The sequence below is a fragment of the Methylobacter psychrophilus genome, from assembly GCF_025583945.1.
In the GTDB taxonomy this organism is placed as follows: domain Bacteria; phylum Pseudomonadota; class Gammaproteobacteria; order Methylococcales; family Methylomonadaceae; genus Methylobacter_C; species Methylobacter_C psychrophilus.
Genome location: NZ_JAOEGU010000039.1, coordinates 1 through 21,324, shown reverse-complemented (window position 1 = coordinate 21,324; position 21,324 = coordinate 1). Strand labels below are relative to the sequence as shown.

At 41.7% G+C, this 21,324-nt stretch carries 16 protein-coding genes and 1 rRNA gene; 7 read left to right on the top strand and 10 right to left on the bottom strand.

What is annotated here, in order from left to right:
- Positions 1-83: 83 nt before the first annotated feature.
- The 3 genes from N7974_RS15300 to N7974_RS15290 all read right to left on the bottom strand — a co-directional run bounded on the left by N7974_RS15300 (position 84) and on the right by N7974_RS15290 (position 4,781).
- Positions 84-932 (bottom strand): ParB N-terminal domain-containing protein, encoded by an 849-nt coding sequence (locus N7974_RS15300; protein WP_262966457.1) that lies wholly within the window; start codon positions 930-932, stop codon positions 84-86.
- Between the two features lie 394 nt (positions 933-1,326).
- Positions 1,327-2,856 (bottom strand): bifunctional GNAT family N-acetyltransferase/carbon-nitrogen hydrolase family protein, encoded by a 1,530-nt coding sequence (locus tag N7974_RS15295; protein WP_262966456.1) that lies wholly within the window; start codon positions 2,854-2,856, stop codon positions 1,327-1,329.
- 44 nt (positions 2,857-2,900) lie between these two features.
- Positions 2,901-4,781: a pyruvate kinase gene (locus tag N7974_RS15290; RefSeq protein ID WP_262966455.1), complete on the bottom strand. Its 1,881-nt coding sequence runs from the start codon at positions 4,779-4,781 to the stop codon at positions 2,901-2,903.
- Between the two features lie 918 nt (positions 4,782-5,699).
- Between N7974_RS15290 and pssA the strand changes: the two genes are divergently transcribed.
- Both pssA and N7974_RS15280 read left to right on the top strand, forming a co-directional pair.
- The gene (pssA, locus tag N7974_RS15285) at positions 5,700-6,212 is read left to right on the top strand and encodes a CDP-diacylglycerol--serine O-phosphatidyltransferase (RefSeq protein ID WP_262966454.1); all 513 of its coding nucleotides are present in this window, start codon (positions 5,700-5,702) and stop codon (positions 6,210-6,212) included.
- Positions 6,213-6,319: 107 nt separating this feature from the next.
- Positions 6,320-7,462 carry a type III PLP-dependent enzyme gene (locus N7974_RS15280; protein ID WP_262966453.1) on the top strand — a complete coding sequence of 381 codons (1,143 nt, stop codon included), beginning with the start codon at positions 6,320-6,322 and terminating at the stop codon, positions 7,460-7,462.
- A 245-nt stretch (positions 7,463-7,707) separates the two neighbouring features.
- On the opposite strand, the gene N7974_RS15275 is transcribed toward N7974_RS15280, so the two are convergent.
- The gene (locus tag N7974_RS15275; protein ID WP_262966452.1) at positions 7,708-9,135 is read right to left on the bottom strand and encodes a saccharopine dehydrogenase family protein; all 1,428 of its coding nucleotides are present in this window, start codon (positions 9,133-9,135) and stop codon (positions 7,708-7,710) included.
- 13 nt (positions 9,136-9,148) lie between these two features.
- Positions 9,149-10,255, bottom strand: coding sequence for a carboxynorspermidine decarboxylase (nspC, locus tag N7974_RS15270; RefSeq protein WP_262966451.1), 1,107 nt, complete (start codon positions 10,253-10,255; stop codon positions 9,149-9,151).
- A gap of 349 nt (positions 10,256-10,604) precedes the next feature.
- On the opposite strand from nspC, the gene N7974_RS15265 reads away from it, so the two are divergent.
- A complete protein-coding gene (locus tag N7974_RS15265; protein ID WP_262966450.1) occupies positions 10,605-11,669 on the top strand; it encodes a TIGR03790 family protein in 1,065 nt (354 codons plus the stop codon).
- 152 nt (positions 11,670-11,821) lie between these two features.
- Here N7974_RS15265 and N7974_RS15260 read toward each other — a convergent pair whose 3' ends face one another.
- Positions 11,822-12,694 carry a LysR family transcriptional regulator gene (locus N7974_RS15260; RefSeq protein ID WP_262966449.1) on the bottom strand — a complete coding sequence of 291 codons (873 nt, stop codon included), beginning with the start codon at positions 12,692-12,694 and terminating at the stop codon, positions 11,822-11,824.
- Positions 12,695-12,809: 115 nt separating this feature from the next.
- Here N7974_RS15260 and N7974_RS15255 point away from each other — a divergent pair, with 115 nt between their 5' ends.
- Positions 12,810-13,136, top strand: a complete 327-nt coding sequence (locus N7974_RS15255) for an EthD family reductase (RefSeq protein WP_262966448.1) — start codon at positions 12,810-12,812, stop codon at positions 13,134-13,136.
- 226 nt (positions 13,137-13,362) lie between these two features.
- A complete protein-coding gene (locus N7974_RS15250) occupies positions 13,363-13,887 on the top strand; it encodes a carboxymuconolactone decarboxylase family protein (RefSeq protein ID WP_262966447.1) in 525 nt (174 codons plus the stop codon).
- Between the two features lie 22 nt (positions 13,888-13,909).
- On the opposite strand, the gene N7974_RS15245 is transcribed toward N7974_RS15250, so the two are convergent.
- Positions 13,910-17,011 (bottom strand): PAS domain-containing protein, encoded by a 3,102-nt coding sequence (locus N7974_RS15245; protein ID WP_262966446.1) that lies wholly within the window; start codon positions 17,009-17,011, stop codon positions 13,910-13,912.
- 3 nt (positions 17,012-17,014) lie between these two features.
- A complete protein-coding gene (locus N7974_RS15240; RefSeq protein ID WP_262966445.1) occupies positions 17,015-17,671 on the bottom strand; it encodes a biliverdin-producing heme oxygenase in 657 nt (218 codons plus the stop codon).
- 421 nt (positions 17,672-18,092) lie between these two features.
- On the opposite strand from N7974_RS15240, the gene N7974_RS15235 reads away from it, so the two are divergent.
- Together N7974_RS15235 and N7974_RS15230 are read left to right on the top strand one after the other, a co-directional pair.
- Complete coding sequence (locus N7974_RS15235; RefSeq protein WP_262966444.1) at positions 18,093-18,854, top strand: metallophosphoesterase family protein; 762 nt, start codon at positions 18,093-18,095, stop codon at positions 18,852-18,854.
- A 238-nt stretch (positions 18,855-19,092) separates the two neighbouring features.
- Entirely contained in the window at positions 19,093-19,359 is a 267-nt protein-coding gene (locus N7974_RS15230; RefSeq protein ID WP_262966443.1) for a hypothetical protein, read from the top strand.
- Between the two features lie 117 nt (positions 19,360-19,476).
- Here the strand turns inward: N7974_RS15230 and N7974_RS15225 are convergent, their stop codons facing one another.
- The gene (locus tag N7974_RS15225; RefSeq protein ID WP_262966442.1) at positions 19,477-21,057 is read right to left on the bottom strand and encodes a peptide chain release factor 3; all 1,581 of its coding nucleotides are present in this window, start codon (positions 21,055-21,057) and stop codon (positions 19,477-19,479) included.
- Between the two features lie 164 nt (positions 21,058-21,221).
- Positions 21,222-21,324 (bottom strand): 5S ribosomal RNA (rrf, locus tag N7974_RS15220); the annotation flags it as partial.

Below are 21,324 nucleotides of genomic sequence, written 5' to 3'. Positions count from 1 at the left end.
TTAAAGTGGGACGATTTTACAGATAACATCCCTTCGAGGGATGGTATCTGTCGCTTCTCAAATTGGTAGCCGCCCAAATAAACTTAGCTCATTGCGTCACTGCGGTTGTTCAGCTCTGTCTCAAGTTGTAAAAACTTGTTTTCCCAGTAGTTGGCTACCTTGATTGCCTCGGTTTTTTCTACCAGCAAGTCATTAAAACGACTATTTAAAACTCTGTTCACTTCAGTTAATTTACTGACTTCTTCAAGCGAAGTACTAACCCGGTCATCGGCCTCAAATACTTTCAGCATGACCGCGTTCTCGGCTTGCAACGCTGCAATAATACTTTGCTGTTCATTGACAAGAGCATTTTGTTCTTCGCTGATGTCTTCAGGCTCCGCTTCGATCACGGGAGCCGGTTGAGGTTTTTCCACTTCCGGCTTTTCTGGTGCTATTTCTTTAAGTGCGGTAAGCAGACTTTTTTTACCATCGATAACTTCCATTATCAGTTCTTCGGGCGCTTCCTTAATCAGTTTGTCGGCCATTTGTTGGGTGCGCTGGCCTACCCCGGATTGTTTAGCCCTGGATGCCGCAGTATCCGTCGGTGTAACCGTGCGTAATTGCAAATTACCTTCGGCCTGTGCATTTGCCCAATTTTGAGATGCTGAAACGATAGCGGCCGACTGCCCTTGCGTTAAATGTCTACGATGTAAATTTGATGACAGGATAAACTGGGTAGGGTTAGTACCGGTATATTCAATGACGACAGGCTCCATACCCAGCTCACACAAAGCACGATAACGGTTACCGCCATCAAGAATCATACCGTCAAGCGTGTAAATAGGATGTGTTTGGCCGTTACTCTGAATATCCTCTTTTAGCGCATCAAAATCAGTCGCCCCCATACGCGGAAAATAGGTACAAAGTGGATGTAATTCATAGTGATTGTTCATTCAGTATTCCTTGTTATTGAGCCGTAGCCATTGACTAAAAATTATCTGTTACCGTTAAAAAACCGGTAACCTGTTACTGACTATTGTAACGTCACCGCAACGATAATCATCTGATTCATTTTCAATATAGAGTCCTGAATTAATTAAGTACGTTGGGCGTGCCATGCGCGCCTTAGCTTTCAAGGCGCGCATGGCACGCCCTACAAAAAATAATGTCACTTAATCAACGAAGGTATCTACAACAAAGAAAACTGCTCAATAATAAATGCTTAAACTGCTGGTATGGCTTAGTGTTGGCCGTCTGACACACTGTCAAAAATCGGTGTGTCCTTATGTAAAAACAAGCAAATTTTCAGTCCAGCCAGACCAAAAAAAGACAAAAGCTCTTGGTAAACTACACCCATTCCAAACGATACAAATCCAAACGTCGGTTTGCAAGATTGCGGGCTGCACCCCGAGTACGTACCTGTTTTAATAAATCCAGGTTAACATCGGCAATCAGGGTCATTTCGGTATTGGGAGTGGCTTCTGCTAATATGGCATCATGTGGAAAGGAAAAATCACTGGGACTAAAAATAGCCGCTTGGGCATATTGTATGTCCATGTTTTCTGCATAGGGTAAATTACCGACACTGCCGGTAATCGCCACAAAACATTCATTTTCAATGGCTCGGGCTTGCGAGCAATAACGTACCCGTTGATAGGCATTTTTGGTATCGGTCCAGAAGGGTACAAAAATTATTTGTGCTCCCTGCATGGTCGCTAAACGGGCCAGTTCCGGAAATTCAGAGTCATAACAGATTAATACGGCAATTTTGCCACAATCGGTATCGAATACTTTTAACGCATCACCGCCTTGAACACCCCAACAACTCACTTCGTCTATAGTGACATGAATTTTATATTGGGCTTCAAAAGTGCCATCACGTCTGAGCAGCCATGACACATTATAGAGTTCATGAGAACTATACTCCGGCATGGATCCGGCAATGATATTAATGTTATAAGACATGGCCATTTCCAACAGACCATTGCGAATTTCACTGGTAAAACCCGCCAAGGCGCGAATCGCATCGGGAGGATTTTTATCGTTAAACAAGCCCATCAGTGGAGCGCTCATGTATTCAGGAAAGAGCACAAAATCGGCATGGTAACCTGATACCGCATCAATAAAAAACTCGGCATGCTTAAGCAGTTCTTCGACGCTGGTCAAGGTTCGCATTTGCCATTGCACAACACCTAAACGAATAATATTTTTGGTGCCGCCAATCGAGGGCAATTTATCGACATAATCAAGATTGACCCATTCAAGAAGTGTCGCGTAGCCCTTTGAGTCGGCATCTACCGGAAGATATCCGGTTATTACCTTACGTACATGGAAATCGTTAAGCAGTTGAAATGAAAGTACCGGATCAAAGATTTCCCTATTCCTGACCTCTTCGATGTAACGTACCGGTGTCAACGTATCCGCGTATTGGGCATAACCTGGAATCCGGCCACCGGCAATAAATCGGCGTAAATTCAAGTTCCGGCATAATTCTTTACGGGCATCATACAAACGTCGGCCCAAGCGTAACCCTCTATAATCCGGATGGACAAAAATATCGACACCATACAGGGTATCACCCTCCGGATCATGATGTGTAAGATAGCCGTCGCCAGTAATTTGCGCATAGGTATGGACATCGCCAAAGCGCGCATAATCAACAATCATGCTTAAGGCAGCGGCGACTAACCGGCCATTATCTTCAATGGCAATCTGCCCTTGAGGAAATCGTGTAATTTGTGAAGTATACTGATCTTGCTTCCAGGCTCCGCCTAAGTTACCGTAAACATGCTCCATTAATGCCGCAATATTATCGTAATCATCAAGCGTTAAATGCCGCAAGAGCAGCTTGTGTTTCTCAATTTTGGTTTTTTTCATTGTTTGGTTGACATGGTTTAATCCTAAAGGCGGGTTTTGGCTGTTTACCAGTGCAAGGCTCTTAAGCGGGAGAACTTTTTTCTTTGATGTTCGTGCATGCGAACCATAACGCTTACCAGCGCTTCTATGGCATCGAGAATGTAAGGGCCTTTATTCAACATAACGCATTCGGCTCTGACTGCCATGGCCGCATCGGTAAATTCAGGCCTGGACCTTGTACCTTTTTTAGTGATGGATTCAAGTACCTGGGTTGCCCAGATGACAGGGACATGAGCGGCTTCGCATAACCACAGAATTTCTTCCTGAATTTCAGCTAGTCGGGAACTGCCCAACTCTACGGCTAAATCACCTCTGGCAATCATGATGCCAAGGTTATGTCTGCCGATAGTTCCTAATATAATGTCAGGAAGATTTTTTACTGCGCGATTGGTTTCGATCTTGGCGATTATAGGCAGTTTTGACGCATTGCGTTTTGTCAGTTCGGACATCAAGCACTCCATATCTGCCAACGTTTCTACAAATGAAAAGCCAACCAAATCGGCATGTAGACAAATAAAGTCCAGATCGATTAAATCTTTCTGAGTAAGCGCTGGTAAATTAAACTCGGCTTCAGGAAAATTTATGCCTTTGTCACTTTGTATGCGAACACCACCGGCTTTTGCCACGGTTACACGTAACAACGCACCTTGCTCTGTCACCGCCTCAACAACAGCACCCAGCTTTCCATCATCAATCCAGACGGATTGACCTACTTTAAGTTTTTCTATTAACGATGACAGCGTACAGCCTATTTGAGCAGGATGAATCAAGATATTTTCATCCTGCTCAGCAGGTTTGCCATTGATATTCCCGTTGGTTAACAACAGCAACTGGTTTTTAAATACCCTTATATCCAGAGGTTCGCCAGTAAACTCACCTAAGGTAAACTGATTATCCGAGGTCTGGTTATCAGACTGATGCTTTGTTGTTAGTGTTACGGCACAACCTGGAACAAGATAAGCCGTTTTGTCACAACTCACCAGCCAATCCGTTTCAGAAAGCGCTTTTTCTACTTTCAGGTAACGCGACTTATCCTGATTGGACATAAACCCCAAGTGCATTCCTGGTACCAATTCCTTATGCAATAGTTTTGAGATGGGCACTCTGAATAAGGTACTATCAATAGACCGGCTTTCCGGATTGCTTGTTAAAATCAAATACCCAGGCGCCACGACTTTTCCGGTTCGATCTTTTTCTACATGGATATGATGAATCGAAGGTCCTAACTCAACAGGCCCGGTGCGAATCTTGTGCCCGGCAAGATCCATAAGAATACGACAAGAACGCTTCGTTTCGATTTCAGCGCGACGGATATTTTTTATCATTCCCTCCCAGATAACCGGCTCATCATGCGCACAATTAATACGGGCACAGGTCATCCCCTTTTCCAGTAATGAACTGATCAGCAAATAATCCAGGGAGGCATCGGTTGGCAGTGTCACCATGACATGTGCTCTACCTTGCTCAGGAAAGGGGCCAAATAATTCAATAGTATGTTGCTTAAGAAGTTGCCGCCCGAGGTTAAAGCCATATTCGCTGGTTTTTTTTTCATCAGGCAAGTAATGATTTTCTGTTGCCCGTTTCAATATATCGATTAGTGAATCCATGGTCGATAATACCGAAGCTTCAGCTCTACCTAACGAAGATAAACCGGCCTGAGCCAGGCGATCTTGTAAATGCCGCAGATCAAATTGCCGCATGGCAAGATAATAGGCAAGATTATCGGCGCTTTCAGAAAAGTAACCGGAATGGAAGTTGCCCGTATATTTTTGCAGGCGCTGCTTGGCTTTGGTTTCAATTTTTTGGCGTAAGTCGACAACTTCCGCAAGGATTTGTTTCAGAATATCTTTGTACGGATCTGAAATGATTTTTTTTGTGGTTACCATGTCACACCTATCTGTATTACAAAGTAAATTTAGTTGTAACTATTCACTTGGTCGGAGTCACTTTTTGTAAAAAGAGCAGACCATACAATAAATATTTCGCTTTATTATTGATTATTTGTACTGAAGAAGTGTGAAAATTTGATGACAAACAGACTTTTATTACTGATAACGCAATCATTCTAAATATCGATAAATAATCGGTTACAACTGCTTCGATATCCGCATCAAAGTGCGCTGGCTATTATTCTTCTTCCATTAAACGATTAAAGTCCTTTGGGCAAAACCTGCACTCTTTTTTCAAAAACTCCCGAACGCACTCTGATAACCGATACTGATAACACAAAACGCAGTGATTTAATCGACGCTGGTAACGACAATAAGCCCCTATTACCAAGCGATCAAGACGATAAAATCTGGCTTCATTTCCCAAGGATCGTGTGTATTGCTCAACAAACAATACCGCATAAAGATGCCTGGCTTCATTTATCAACTTATCATTATCCATAATCAATTAACACTTAATTGTTTTCACAGTTCACGTAAAGCACGGGTTAATTTAACGAATAAATCATTCGTATAATATCGTTTGAACATTTTCTTGATCACGTTTCTATAACATCATAAAATCGCCAAAATATCAATTATTAGCGATAAACCTTTCTGTAAATTTCGTCGTATTGGTGTCGCTATTACTTAACCCTTAAGCCAGTATGAGACGAAGAGTTACAGTTACAATTTCGATTTATATTTCTCCGATTGATGAGTATAAAAGCGCCAAAATATCGCTTATGTTGACTAATTTTACAGCAGAATATGGAAGTATTTATAGAGGTTATTTGCCCCTTTCTACATGTCATCATTTTGTCATGATCCCATTATATGCTGACAATAATGACACTGTTAATCAAAGGAAAGGATATGAATATTTTAAGTTTAATGAAAGTTGCTGATATTTTTACTGTTGGCAATCTGTGCTGCGGCATCCTTTCAATTTTACTGGCAATTGACGGTCACTTCGATTTAAGTGCATTGTTGCTGTTTTTAGCCGTGGTGTTTGATGTACTAGACGGGAAAATTGCCGGCCTGCTGCATCAAAAAAATCTTTTTGGCAAACAAATCGATTCCATGTCCGATTTGGTATCTTTTGGCGTTGCGCCTGCCTTGTTATTTTATTCACTAAGCTCCCCAGGTATTTTAGGCATTATAGTGGCCTTATTTTTTGTCTCCTGTGGCATGCTGAGACTTGCACGCTATAATATTTCTGAAGAAGCAGGTTTCGAAGGTGTACCCATTACAGTAAATGGTGTTTTATTTCCCGCACTTTTTCTGCTTTTTATTAGCGTCCCTGAAAGTTTGAATTATTGGCCGTGGGTCTTTTTAATCCAAAGTTTTCTGATGATTTCTACTTTTAAAATGTCGCGGATATTCTGATTTATTGAAACATTATCAGGCTTACATTTAATTACTTATCTGCCGGCCATTTCGCTTCTTACACTCTGTAATATTGTGATAAAAACAGTAAAACGAAGGAAATTTACATGATTACTGCAAAAGATTTACAACAGCTTGCTGAAAACCATGGAACACCGCTATTCGTGATAGATCACGACGAATTACGAAGCAATTATACGACTTTTAAAAACCATCTTCCCCGTGTCCAAGCCTATTACGCAGTCAAGGCAAATCCGGATCCGGCCATAATAAAAACCCTGTTCGACGTAGGTGCGAGTTTCGATGTATCGTCAATGCCAGAATTTATGGTGGTCTACGAAAATATCAAGGCTATGCCCGAAAAGGAGCGGCATGAATGGATCTGGGATAAAATTATCTATGCCAATCCAATCAAGGCAAATGAGACGCTGGTGGCGCTTGACCAATACCAGCCGTTAGTCACTTTTGATAATCTGGATGAAATCATCAAGATCCGGCAGTTCGCACCCAACTCCGGAGTTGTGCTTCGGCTCAGGGTTTCCGATGCCGGGGCAATGGTGGAGTTATCATCAAAATTCGGCGCAGAACCTGACGAGGCAGTCGATATGATTTTGGCCGCTGAAAAGGCAGGGCTTAGCGTCGAAGGACTGAGCTTTCATGTTGGTAGCCAAACCACCAATTTTGAGAATTACATACAGGCCATCAATATTGCGGCACTTATATTCAGGCAGGCTAAAGAACGCGGCTACGACAAGATGAACTTACTGGATATCGGTGGTGGCTTTCCCGCACCCTATGATGCCTCAGCAAAGCCTTTCAGCGAATTGGCAAAACAGATCAATACTGAACTGGAAAGACTCTTTCCAGTCGATATAAAAATTATTGCCGAACCGGGAAGATTTATCGTTGCCACCGCAGGCACTGCAGTATCAAAGATCATCGGCAAAGCAGTTCGGCATGGAAAACTGTGTTATTACATTAATGACGGAGTCTATAGTACTTTTTCCGGTATTATTTTTGACCACTGCCAATATCATTTTGACTCTTTCAAAAAAGGATCCACGCAGATTTGTACGGTGTTCGGCCCTACCTGTGACGGACTGGACGTTATTTCAAAAACCGAAGAACTCCCCGGCAATCTGGAGCGTGACGACTTTTTGTATAGTACAAATATCGGTGCCTATAGCGGCGCGACAGCCACTTACTTTAACGGCTTTGCACCGGCCAAGGTGGTTCACGTCAACCGCTGACCTGCTTTATATTTTTTTATTCACCACGAAGACACCAAGTTTTATTTTTTACACATTTTCAGATAAATAGTCTCTATTCCGACAAATACCATCCCTTGAAATGATGGTATTTGTCACAGCTTTAAACAACGTAGAGTCGAAATCTATAGAGACTTCAATGGTCAAAGCTGCCACAAACTCACTTATTAGAAAACATCTAATCACAGAATCTGTGGCATTTTATTTTTGCGAGTTACCTTAAACGTCTATTTGTCTTTTTTCTTGTGAGATTTTTTCTCTTTGTTTGAATCCACTTTATCTGAATCCGCTTTGTCTTTCGAATGCTTTGCTTTGGCCGACTTGCCGGGAGAGAGTGCAATCATCGGATTCGCGGCCGAAACGGTGACAGTAGCTGTCGACTTTGAAAGCTCTTTCTCAAGAGATCTGACGGTTCCGTCAAAAGAATGCTTGCTGTCAGGCTTGATTTCCTTTATCTCGGTAAGCAGACCAATACGGTCAAGAATTTCCAGGAATGGCTCAGGATCAAGCTCCTCGACATTAACCATCTTTTTCACATCCCAAGCCCCGGTTACAATCAGTATGGCTGCGGCAATGGGTGGTACACCTGCTGTGTAGCTGATCCCCTGAGACTCGACTTCTTCGTAGCATTGTTTATGATCCGAAACCTGATAGATCAAAATCTCGCGCTTTTGGCCTTCCTTCCAACCCTTAACAAAAGTCCCGATGCAAGTATTTCCTGTATAACCGGGAGCAAGCGTCATCGGATCGGGTAGCAGCGCCTTGACAACTTTAAGAGGGACAACCTCTTGGCCGGTAGTCAATGTGACCGGCAGGTGAGAGAGAAAGCCAAGAGTACGCAGTACGGTAAATACGTTGATATAATGGTCGCCAAAACCCATCCAGAAACGGATACTGTTGGCATCAATATTTTTTGACAGGGAATGTAGTTCGTCATGACCGTTCAGGTAGACAGGTTGCTTTCCGACCACTGGAAAATCATATTCACGCTTCACTGAATGGGTAGGATATTCCTGCCACTGCTTGTCGATCCATGTCCAAACCTTGACGAATTCCCGGAAATTAATCTCCGGATCAAAGTTGGTGGAAAAATATTTACCGTGACTGCCTGCATTGACATCCAAAATATCTATCGTATCAATCTTATCGAAAAAACGTTTGGCAGCCAGTGCGCAGTAAGCGTTAACAACTCCGGGATCAAAACCGGCACCTAGTATTGCCGTTACCCCTTTCTCTTTACAGATGTCCTTACGCTTCCACTCATAATTGGCATACCAGGGTGGCTCTTCGCAAACCTTGTCCGGATCTTCATGAATGGCGGTGTCAATATAAGCTACTCCGGCCTCAATGCATGCTTCCAGCACTGACATATTGATAAAGGCTGAACCAAGGTTGATTACAATCTTCGTTTTACTTTTTTTTATCAGCTTTACTGTGGCAGCAATATCCAAGGCGTCGAGCTGGGCTGAATAAAGCCGACCGGCAGGATCTTTAAGATGCTCTTTCCGGGTTATGCTTTCGATGATTGCATCACATTTAGCTTGCGTTCGCGATGCAATGCAAATGTCGCCAAGAATATCGTTATTCATTGCTGCTTTGTGAGCGGCAACGTGTGCTACTCCGCCAGCGCCTATAATCATTACGTTCTTCTTCATGTTATGAATCCCCTTATGATAAATTACCTAAATAATCTTTATATTCAAAACGACGCACCAGTTCTATCGTGCCATTTAGGCGTCGAACCACAATAGAAGGCATCGCAACTCCGTTAAACCAGTTTTTCTTTACCATCGTATAGCCTGCGGCATCGGCAATGCGCACTTCATCACCAACTTTCAGCGCGGTTTCAAGTTGGTAGCTACCAAACAAGTCGCCAGCCAGACATGACCGACCGGCGATTATAATTTGCTGACTTCCGGGGCCTGGAGATGAAATTCTCGGGCTAGTCCGATAGATCAGATGATCCAGCATATGTGCTTCGACAGCGGCATCAACGATTGCAATATCGATTTCATTATGGACTATATCGAGTACCGTAGTTACCAGTTCAGTACTATCGGTAACAGCTGCCTCACCCGGTTCAAGATAGACCTGTACACCATATTTTTTACTGAAATCTTTCAAAACCTGACAGAATTTTTCCAGCGGATACCCCTCTTTCGTAAAATGTATACCGCCGCCAAGACTAACCCACGCCATCATTTTCAATATCGGAGCGTACTTTATGCCGATCTGTTCTATGGTAGCGGCAATGTTTTCAATGTCGTCGTTTTCGCAGTTGAAATGGAACATTATCCCGCTGATCAGGTTGGCTACAGCATGTAGTTCATGCTCATTACTGACTCCCAGCCGCGAATATCTGCATGCCGGATCAGCCAGCTCAAAGTGGGAGTAACTAATCCCCGGATTAACCCGAAGTCCGACTTTTAGGCCTTTTAAGCAGTGGTGATAAGTGTTGAGTTGAGACACAGAATTAAATATCACTTTATCGGCAAACTTGGCCACCGCTTCAACTTCTTCAGCAGAATAAGCGACGCTGTAGGCATGCACCTCCTTACCGAATTTCTCGCGTCCGAGTCGTGCCTCGAAAAGCGAACTACTCGTTGTCCCATCCATGTACTGACGCATCAAATCAAACACGCACCACGTTGAGAAGCATTTCAGCGCTAGTACAGACTTGGCACCAGATTCATCGCGTAGATATTGTATGATTTCGAGGTTTTTTTGCAGCCTGACTTCGTCGATAAAATAGTATGGGGTAGGCAGTTGTAGCATCTTTGATCTCGCAGAAAAGCGATAAATTTATTGAACAATAAAGTCATCGGCATCATTTGTCAATCCCGTTAAATTGCTAAAATTTGGCTTGTGTAATCCAATATTGCCATCCATGGATTCTTTGAATTTGAATCTGGAATTACCAACTTACCAAAATAAGTTGCCGACTACTTATAATATAAAGTGTATGTGACTTTTTAATGAAAAATTATTCTGGCAAAATATTTTATGCTTTACCAAGATATCAAGTAGTTACATATTTTTGTAATATTAACGTGAGCTTATAGTAATATACCTAAAACTAAAAAATGAAGCTGCACCACAATTTACTATGAAGGGACTTAAAAGAATGCCGATAAAAAAACCTAACTTTATTACTTTAGCGCTGGTTTTATTATTTTTCACTAACATCTTGCATGCTGCAACAATCCCTTTACTATACAGGCCTTTGCCAGCGCTAACCGCTAAACAACTGGCTGTCATTGTCAATGATGCGGACCCCTTAAGTATTCGTATTACCAATTATTATCAAGACAAACGACAGATTCCACCGGAAAATATTATTCATGTCCGCTTTGATGCATCATCTGACGCTTTGTCAAAAAAAGAGTTTGCCGTCCTTAAACACCAGGTAGACAAACAAACACCCAATCAGGTACAAGCGTTTGTATTGACGTGGCTAAAGCCTTTTCGTGTTGATTGCATGTCGATTACTACCGCTTTTGCAGCGGGTTTTGACCAAGCTTTTTGTGCGAAGGTTTGTGAGGAAAGTCGTAAAAGTCCCTATTTTTCATCCGATAGCCAAAAACCATTTACCGATTATCGCTGGCGTCCTACCATGACTTTGGCTGGACGCTCGTTTGAAGACGTTAAACGTCTGATTGATCGCGGAGTTGCCTCTGATTTCACTCGTCCTCAAGGTTCAGCGTACTTATTAAAAACCGACGATCAGGCACGTAATACCCGAGCGGTTTTTTTTCCTGAAGTCGCCAAAGTATTTGCAGGGCAATGGCCTGTTAATTATCTGGAACAAAATTCACTTAAAAACAAAACTGATGTTATGTTTTATTTTACCGGTTTGATGCAAGTTCCCGATATTGAAAAAAATACTTATCTACCGGGGGCAATCGCCGATCATTTAACTTCAAAGGGTGGGATGTTGACGGGTAGCGATCAAATGAATATTCTTGATTGGATAACAGCGGGAGCAACTGGCAGCTACGGCGCTGTCATCGAGCCCTGTAATTATCCGGTCAAATTTTCTCATCCTGGCGTATTGCTCTATTATTACCTGCGAGGCAATTCTTTGATTGAGGCTTACTGGAAGAGTGTTTCGGAACCGGGACAGGGCATTTTTGTAGGTGAACCGCTGGCCCGCCCATTTGCTTCACCACCGACAAAACAAGTTCACTAATTTTTACTGTTTAACAACACGTATAGACTTTCAGACATTAAACTTCCAATTCATGTTGCTGTAAATTTATACAGATAACATCCCTTCAAGGGATGGTATCTGTTAGCATCGAAATTATTTATCTGAAAATCTATAGAGCCAACAACTGATTTTTATGCCAGACTTAAATGGCTAATCAATCCCGGTAACTCGGGCTTTACTGATATCTGCTGAGTGTAAATTGCATAAACCTGACGACTGATTGCTGGCTCAACAAGATAACGATAACTAATGTCGGTTGCCTCTTTGGGCAAAGTATATTCCGGCATTAATGCGACACCAATCCCCTCTTCTACCATACGCAAAATCCATTCTTCGCTGTTACTGCGATAAGCCGCATAAAGATCAACATCCTGATTGTGACACACCGCTTTCAAACCTTCCCTTAACTCACAGTTTAGCCGGTCTAAATAAGGTTCTGACTGAAGGGCTTTAAGATCGATTTTTTGCAATTGATTAAAGCGATGCGTAGCGCTAAATGCGACTACATAGCGCTCTTCGTAGAGAACTGTTGATTGATACGGTGCAGCCAGAGTATGTATCGGCGCACTGATTACGATATCCAGTAATTCCAAATCCAATTGTTTTAATAAAGCGACTTCGCTGTCGACAATTAATTCGAGTTCGATATTTGGAAAATCTTGCTGATACCCTGCCAAACAAGGGCTCAGACGTTGTGAGCCTATCGTTTTCATTAGGCCGATGCGTAAAGGAATGGTATTTAAGCGGGTAAAACGAATCGCCTCTGCTTTGGTTGCCTGAAGGTCTTTATAAATTTGTCGGAAATTGGGTTCAACCATACGGCCTAACGGCGTTAACTGACAACCTGAACGTGTTCGTGTGAACAACGCTCCGCCTATTTCATCTTCCAGCTTTTTTATTGCCTGAGTCAATGATGGTTGCGAGACATAACTAAGTTGTGCCGCGTGCGTGATGGTGCCATGATCACAGACTGCCAAAAAATAGCGGATTTGCTGTATTTCCACGATAACGCTCTTGGTATAGACAAAACCTATTGTTCCATAGAAAGCCGGTATTATACAAATACTTATCTTTCACTATATAGTGGACTTCCATTCAAGAAAACAATATGAGCAGACCATGAAAGCAGCAAAATTGATTGTGATGTACCCAACTCCTACCGATATTGATACCTTTGAACATGTCTATGCGCAGGAGCATGTACCGATGGCCATAGAAAAACTGGCTGGTAAAACCCGCTTTGTTGCCTCTCTTATTAAAGTTGCAGTAGGTCTTGAACAATCACCTTTTCATCGTATTGCCGAAATTTATTTTCCGTCAATGCAGGATCTGGAGACTTGTTTAAACTCAGTCGGCGGTCAGGAAACAGCGCAACATGCCGTTACTATCTCAACGGGCGGTACACCTCTATTTTTAATCGCAGAAGTTGAAAGTTTCGATTTTTAATACCCAAGGCTGTCCGAATATAAAAAATCTACTACGAAAAAGCCTTTTTTTCATATTTCTCGCTCATTTTCGTTTAATAGCACAACTATTTATCTCAAATGACCAAAAAATCTGACTAAAAACGGATGTCCCTCGCTAAGAGTCCTATTCTCGGACAGCCTCCTCGCGGTTTAGCCGGATATAGCAGTCAATTATCGAGTTTATGCCGCTATCATCAGGAGCTACCATGTTAAATCAAACACCAAACCCGGCCCTTAATGCCTTGTCAGATATACTGGAAAAATATCCACGTCGTCGCGTGTTGATGTTCAAGGCTATGGAAGAAATCATGGGTAACCTTTCACCTTTCAGCAAGGGAATACGTGAGTTACTTTTCGCTTACACGTCATATTTAAATCAATGCAGCATATCTTATGATTTCCATAAAGCCGCTTCGGTAGCTTCAGGTCTTGATGAATCGATATTTACTGCCTTAAAAACCGATATCAACAGTCCAAAAATAGATGACAAACTAAAACCTATCCTCCATTTTATAAAAAAACTAACCCTTACACCTGACAAAATAACGCCTGCCGATGCTCAACAAATATTCGATGCGGGCTGGGATGAACACGCTTATTTTGATTCTGTTTGTATCTGCTCGATTATTAATTGCATGAATCGTATGGTTACCTCTTTAGGCATTGATGACGATTCACCCAATACTAATCATTCCGACAAAATGCTGTTTACCTTGGGTTATGCTTGTTGAAAGAGTTAAAACTGCTCTATGGTTAATACTGATCCGATTTTCTCTCTATCGGCAGGTTGAAATAAAATGTAGTACCCTTTCCCACTTTGCTGCTGAATCGCAAAGTGCCTTCATGGGCTTCGATAATAGAGCGACTGATTGATAACCCCATACCCATGCCGTCAGCCTTGGTCGTGTAAAAAGGCATTATTATTTTTTGTTGCTGTTCGTCATCAATGCCGGAACCATTATCTTTTATCCTGACTTCAATGGTCTCATTGGGAATTAAAATACTCTGAATGGATATTTTCCGGTGGTGGTTCTCGGGACAACTTTCCAGCGCGTCCGCACTGTTGCGGAGCAGATTTATGATGACCTGTTCGATTTGAATGGTATCAACATTCACAAATGGCAAGTTTTTCTGTAACTCAATTGATAGCGTGATATTACCGTGTTTAAATTCTGATAGACATAAGTTGGCAGCTTCATTAATTAATTCGTTAAGGTCAATGCACGCTGTTTGTTTTGTATTGGCTTTAACAAATTCTCTCATGCGACGAATGATTTGCCCCGCCCTTAATGCCTGTTGCTGGGTTTTATATAAAATCTCGGCAAGTTTAATCAAATCAGGATTTACTGCTTTCATCAGGTTTAAGCTAACCTGTGAATAGGTAGCGATTGCCGTCAGGGGTTGGTTGACTTCATGAGCAATCCCGGAAGCCATTTCACCCATTAAACCAAGACGGGTGACATGGGCAAGCTGGCTTAAATGCTCCCGGTCTTGCTGTTCCTGGTATTTACGCTCGGTAATATCACGAGTCGTACTAATGAAGTTAGTCAATTGACCTTGTTTATCAAATACAAAAGAAATCGTCAATTCGTTCCAGAAGGTAGTACCGTCTTTGCGGTAATTGAGTATTTCACCGAAGTATGGTGTGACATTTTTTATCGCTACACGAATCTCATTTAACGTTTGTGGATCGGTGAGTGCACCCTGAACAAATCGACAATTCCGGCCCAGAATTTCTGCCTGACTATAACCGGTAATTGATGCAAAAGCATCATTAGCCCATAGAATACTTTGGTCGTTGCTGGCAATAAGTACGCCTTGGGTAATTACTTTCAGGGCTTCGTTGTTCAGGCGCAGCTTATCTTCCGACTGCTTGCGTTCGGTGATGTCTGTGGTGAAGCCATGCCAGAGTGTAGAGCCATCAGCTTCTCGTTGCGGTTGTGACTTGCGTAACAACCAGCGCACCGTGCCATCGTTATACTTCACACGAAATTCATGGGTAATCGGAGATAATTTTCGTGCCGATTCGTGGATAAGGGTAATGAAGTCGTCGTAATCGTCTGGATGAACCAGGGCAAATAGTTTCGATGCATCCTCGCTAACGTCCTCAGGGGTCAGCCTGTAGATATTACGAATGCCTTCACTAACGAAAGGAAAAGAGGTACTTCCATCAACACTCAAATGAAGTTGAAAGATCATGCCTGGCAACTGACCGGAAATTTTCTGCAGGCGACCCAAGATCTCTGCCCGCTCACTTTCCATCACAATGCCAAGTTTCCGCAAGCTGTTACGTTCATTTGTTGCCAACTTATCTTTATGCTTCTGTGCTAATCCTTCCGATAGTGTTTTTCCTAAGGCATTAACAATATTAATATCGGCTGCAGTCCAATGGTCACTGTATCCACGCCATAATTCTGACCAGCTTTCAAAGGAGCTTCGAGGATTAAGACGAAAATTGCCAGCCGCAATTTTTACGAGACCTTGCTCGTAACTGCCTGCCCATTTAACTGTGCGTGGCTTCTCTTTGCGCAACCAAATAAGACAATTACGCATATCGATTGAAAGTGCCGCTGTTATGATTCCTGATGCAATTTCTGTATAAGCGCTGGCAGGAGGAAACTGTTTTGACAGATGATCGCAGCTGAAAACGTCTGTTATTGACTGTAGACTTAACCAGTTTAGAAGCGCGTCAACAGCTACAGGCTCAGGTACCTGACCCTGTAAATAACGCTGACCTTCAACAACAATAATCATACCTGAAGCATCCACTAAATTAAGTAGATCCGCACTTAACCTATCCAAAACCTCTTTTTCTGAGTGGATAAGAATGGATTTAAGTAACGTCGTTTTGATAGAAGAGACTTTGCCGAGCAGCAAGCGCTCATCCCTCATCTCAATCGAAGTTAGTTCTGTTGAGATCATTCTGGAAATAAATACGGCCGCTTCGCGCATGGCAAACGACACCCGCTTTGGAGTCATGTGATGGCAAGAAATTAAGCCCCATAAGCGCCCGTTTTGCAACAGTGAAATTACCATTGATGCCTGAACCCCCATATTGTGGAGGTATTCCAAATGGATAGGAGAAAGGCTGCGTAGCGCTGAATAAGTCATATCAAGCGGTTGTTGATTATCCGGATTTAGTACCGGTACGACCGGAACCGGTTTAACGCCAACATCCGCAACCACACGCACCAGGTTTTTAGTATACAAGTCCCTGGCCTGTGGCGGAATATCACTGGCAGGAAACCTTATACCCAAATAGGCTTTGGCGGCTTCAATGCGACTTTGCGCAATAACCTCGCCATCCCAATTAGCTTCAAAACGATATACCATAACACTATCGTAGCCAGTCAGCGCTTGTACCAATCCGGTCACTTGTTCAAAGTAACAGGTAGTTTCTGTACCTGATTCTATAGCCAGTAGAGAGTTCTGCATGCGCATAAGCAGTTCACCCAACTTCTCTCGTTTAGGCAAACCATCGTCATTACATAATTCCAATACCCAGAAATCACCGGCACTATAAACGTGTACATCAAGGTCTACAGGTAATTGTTCTTGATAAACACTAACTAAACAGGTGGCCTCGTGATGGGTTGGAGTATGTTGAAGAAACTGCTCAATATGTAATGCTGAAGAAGTTCCTATCAATTCAGCCAGTGATTTACCAAGTGCACAATCGCCAGAAAAATCAATAAAATCGGTAATATTGGCACTGGCCTGAAGTATAGTGCGCCGACTATCCGCACTTAAAACCAGAACTGCACCATGCGGCTGAATGTTGCCAATCTGATGAATAGGCTCTGCAGCACAGACCTGCATAGCTTGTTCCAGCGCTTGTTGATTTACATTATTCATCGCTTAAGATACCGTTGTGTAATTTTGATGCGCAACGTCATCGAGAACCTGATTAAATAATTGAAAAGTCTGACAGGCTGCCTCAACTGCGGCTTGGCATTCGTGGTTATCGCCGGAAAGGGTATCAGAAAAAGCAATGAGCTGCTGCCAGAAAGTCATTGTTTTTTCACCATAGCCGATAAAAAAACAACTACCTGCAGCATGCGTAAAGTTGTGGTTTTTAGCTAACACTTGAGAAATCATCTGCCCACCCAAGGTAGATCCCTCCACCACGTACAATACTCCCACCAAATGCCCGATAGTTTCTATTTTTAAAAAGTCAGTCGCCGTTTGTGACAAAGGATGCAACGTTAGAATATCAATTTGAAAAAAATCCAGATCTTTAATTAGCCAGGATAATTTGCAGCGTTCGCTATAATCAAATGCTACTGAATGACCTTTAAGAAATAAGTTGATGCGCTCTTCAAGCAAGGCATAAAGCTGATAATAGGCGCCTAGCAGAGTATGGTAATGGCTTAGTGGATAGTTTGGCTGCATCAGCTCTTCGAGCAACAGATGCCGATTGAGTTGCACATGATGGTGATGAGTTGCATCGCGCAGTAACGTTCGTAATGTTAAGTCTTTATTTTTATCCTGCGAACTCTTGAATGATGATGTCATATAAATTCTAAAAAATTACGTTTTTGGAGTGATCAAACAAGCCACCTCATTAGCCATGATGGTAATCAAATACAAGATAACGAGACTATGAAAATTAAGGATGCGGCAAGTAAAACAGCTAATATTAGCTAACATGGATAGCAAAAAAAGTTTTACGGAGTATATTATTGTCAATCCATTGACTCTTGGATAAACAGACTAACATAACTATTGATAAATACTTACAAAACTAAAAACTATAATGCAAATTATGAAAAAAAAACTGTAAGCTAATATCTACACGATCAATTATGGTAGTTGGTTAACTATGTCTGAATATCAGTTTAATTTATTATATTACCTAATTAAAGCTAAAAATGATGCTTTGAAAAGGCTTTTTTTATTCACTTCATAATTACAAAAACTTTCATAATCTCTTGAAATGAAATCTATCTTAAAAAAAATTCTTTGCTCAAATAAAAATAAGCCCTCCCTCCTTGGTTTACCAAAAAATCATAAACTTTATTGTATTGGTGATATTCATGGTCGCTTGGATTTGTTGTTAGAAGCTCACCAGAAAATCAGCGTTGATGCTGCACCTTTTGATGGCGTCAAGATACTGGTCTATCTGGGTGATTACATCGACAGAGGAAATCAATCCAGGCAGGTTATTGATTGTTTATTGGAAAATGATTTTCCTGACTTTAAAAAAGTATTTTTATTGGGCAATCATGAACAGGTTTTACTACAATTTTTATTGGGTAATGATGCCTCAATTGCCCATGACTGGTTCAAATTTGGCGGGTTAGCCACATTGGCAAGTTACGGTGTTAATATTGATGGCATTCCAACTTTAACTGATTTAACGCGATTACAATCTGAATTTAAAAAAAGAGTACCCATTAAGCATTTAGCTTTTTTTGAAAATTTGGTCATTAATTACGAAATCGGTGACTATTTTTTCGTACATGCCGGCATTAAGCCTAAAATTAAACTTCATCGCCAACGCCCTGAAGATATGCTGTGGATTCGGGAAGAATTTGTAAATAGCGACTTATTTCACGGCAAGGTCATTGTACATGGACATACCATCACTGATGAGCCGGAAGTTCTTCATAATCGTATCGGTATAGACACCGGGGCTTATGCATCAGGAAGATTAACTTGTGCTGTTTTTGAGACTATAAATTGTCATTTTTTATAGCTTTATAAAGCATTACCTCATCCGGAAATTACCGCATAACCCCTACTCAAAAATAGGCAATGTTTTTTTAACTACCTGGGAATAAAGACCATACAAAATTTTTAGGCTATGATATAGTCTGAAAAGAGCAAGCTATCGATTACTAAATAGTCTTGTAATAATAAAAGCATTTACCTTAGATAGAATGTTTTTATTCCTGATACTCCGAATTTTTAATCAAGCAACAATGAGGTAAGTCATGTCCGTCAAAATAGAATTTGATAATTTATTGGAAAAGCTTAAATCAGAACGCGATGAAATCGCCCTAAAACTTCATCTCGCCTCTATGGAAGCCAAGGAAGAATTTGAAGAAGCAGATAAACATTGGGATATCCTAAAAATCAAAGCGGCTGAAATCGCTGATGAATCAAAAGAAACATCGGAAGAGTTTATAGCCAAAGCTAAAATAGTGGGTGAAGAGTTAAAAGATGCTTACGCTCGTATCAGTAAACGTCTGACTGATTAAGCCTGTTATTTAATAACCCGCGCGTCTTTAATATTTATAGTACCCAAGTTTGCCCATTATTTGATCAATCCCAAGCACTTGGCTTTGGGATTGATCTTTGCAAAAATAAACGATTACCTATAATTCTCTGGTAGCACTGAATTTAATATCCGGCCAACGCTCCTCTGTCAACTGTAAATTTACCCTGCTATTGGCAAGATAAACCAGATAACCACCACCGTCTTCAGCCAGATTATCAAATGCCTTCTTCTTGAATTCTTCAAGTTTCGCGGGCTTGTCAGAACTGACCCAGCGTACCGTTGAGATAGGTACAGCATCATAAACACATTCAACATTGTATTCGCCTTTCAGTCGAAATGCGGTAACGTCAAATTGTAAAATACCCACTGCACCCAAAATAAGATCATTGTTTTTCAATGGCTTAAATAACTGAGTTGCGCCTTCTTCAGTCAGTTGCACCAGTCCCTTTTGCAAGGCTTTTGCTCTAAGCGGATCTTTTAAAATAACCCGGCGGAATAATTCAGGAGCAAAATAAGGAATACCCCCATATTTAAGTATTTCACCTTGGGTAAAAGTATCGCCAACCTGAATGGTACCGTGATTATGTAAACCAATGATATCGCCGGGATACGCTTCTTCTACGCTTTTACGGGTGTCGGCCTGAAAGGTGATGGCATTGCCAACCTGAATAGTTTTATTAATGCGGACGTGATGAACCTTCATGCCTTTATCAAATTTACCGGAACACACCCGTAAAAAGGCAACCCGGTCTCTATGAGAGGGGTCCATATTAGCCTGAACTTTAAACACAAAACCGGTAAATTTTTCCTCTTCAGGGGAAACGACTCGTTGTTCTGCCTGTCTTGGCCTGGGCGATGGCGCATATTCCGAGAAGGCATCCAGTAACTCAAGAATTCCAAAATTATTGACGGCAGAACCAAAAAATACCGGTGTTAAATTTCCTGCCAGATAGTCTTCAAGATTAAACTCGTGACTGGCGCCTTTAACCAATTCAATTTCGTCACGTAATTCTTCTGCCTGATATTTAAGCAATTCATCGAGTTTGGGATTATTTAATCCCTTGATAACTTGGGCTTCGGCAATTTTTCCGCCATGCTGTGCGCTGAATAAATGAATTTCATCTTTATAAAGATGATAAACCCCTTTAAAGCGCTTACCCATGCCAATAGGCCATGTCATAGGTGCACATTTAATTTTTAATACATTTTCGACTTCGTCCATTAATTCAATGGGTTCACGTCCTTCTCTATCCAATTTATTAATAAAGGTAAGAATGGGCGTAGTACGTAACCGACATACTTCCATTAACTTAATCGTGCGCATTTCAACGCCTTTGGCAACGTCTATTACCATCAACGCAGAATCTACCGCAGTTAACGTTCGATAAGTATCTTCAGAAAAGTCTTCATGTCCGGGAGTGTCGAGCAGGTTAATAATGCAATTATTATGTTCAAACTGCATTACTGACGTGGTGACAGAAATACCCCGCTCTTTTTCCATCTCCATCCAGTCAGAGGTCGCATGACGGGCCGCTTTACGCCCTTTTACCGAACCAGCAAGTTGAATAGCGCCACCGAACAACAAAAGTTTTTCAGTAATGGTGGTTTTACCCGCATCTGGATGTGAAATGATGGCGAATGTACGACGCCGTTGCAATTCTGGATGTGTTTCTGACATGCTTTATTTACTGGAGTTACCAAGAAAAATTTAAATTATACCTTATTATTCATAGTGATGTATTTTCTATATAAAGTAAATTCTACGACTACCATGCCTGAGTTTAGGTATAAATTTTTGGCAAAAAAAAACCCAAGAGGTTATCTTGGGTTTTTAATTTAAGCGCTTGGCAATTCCCTACTTTCGCATGGCAAACTGCCACACTATCATCGGCGCTAAGCGGTTTCACTTCCGAGTTCGGGATGGGATCGGGTGGTTCACGCTCGC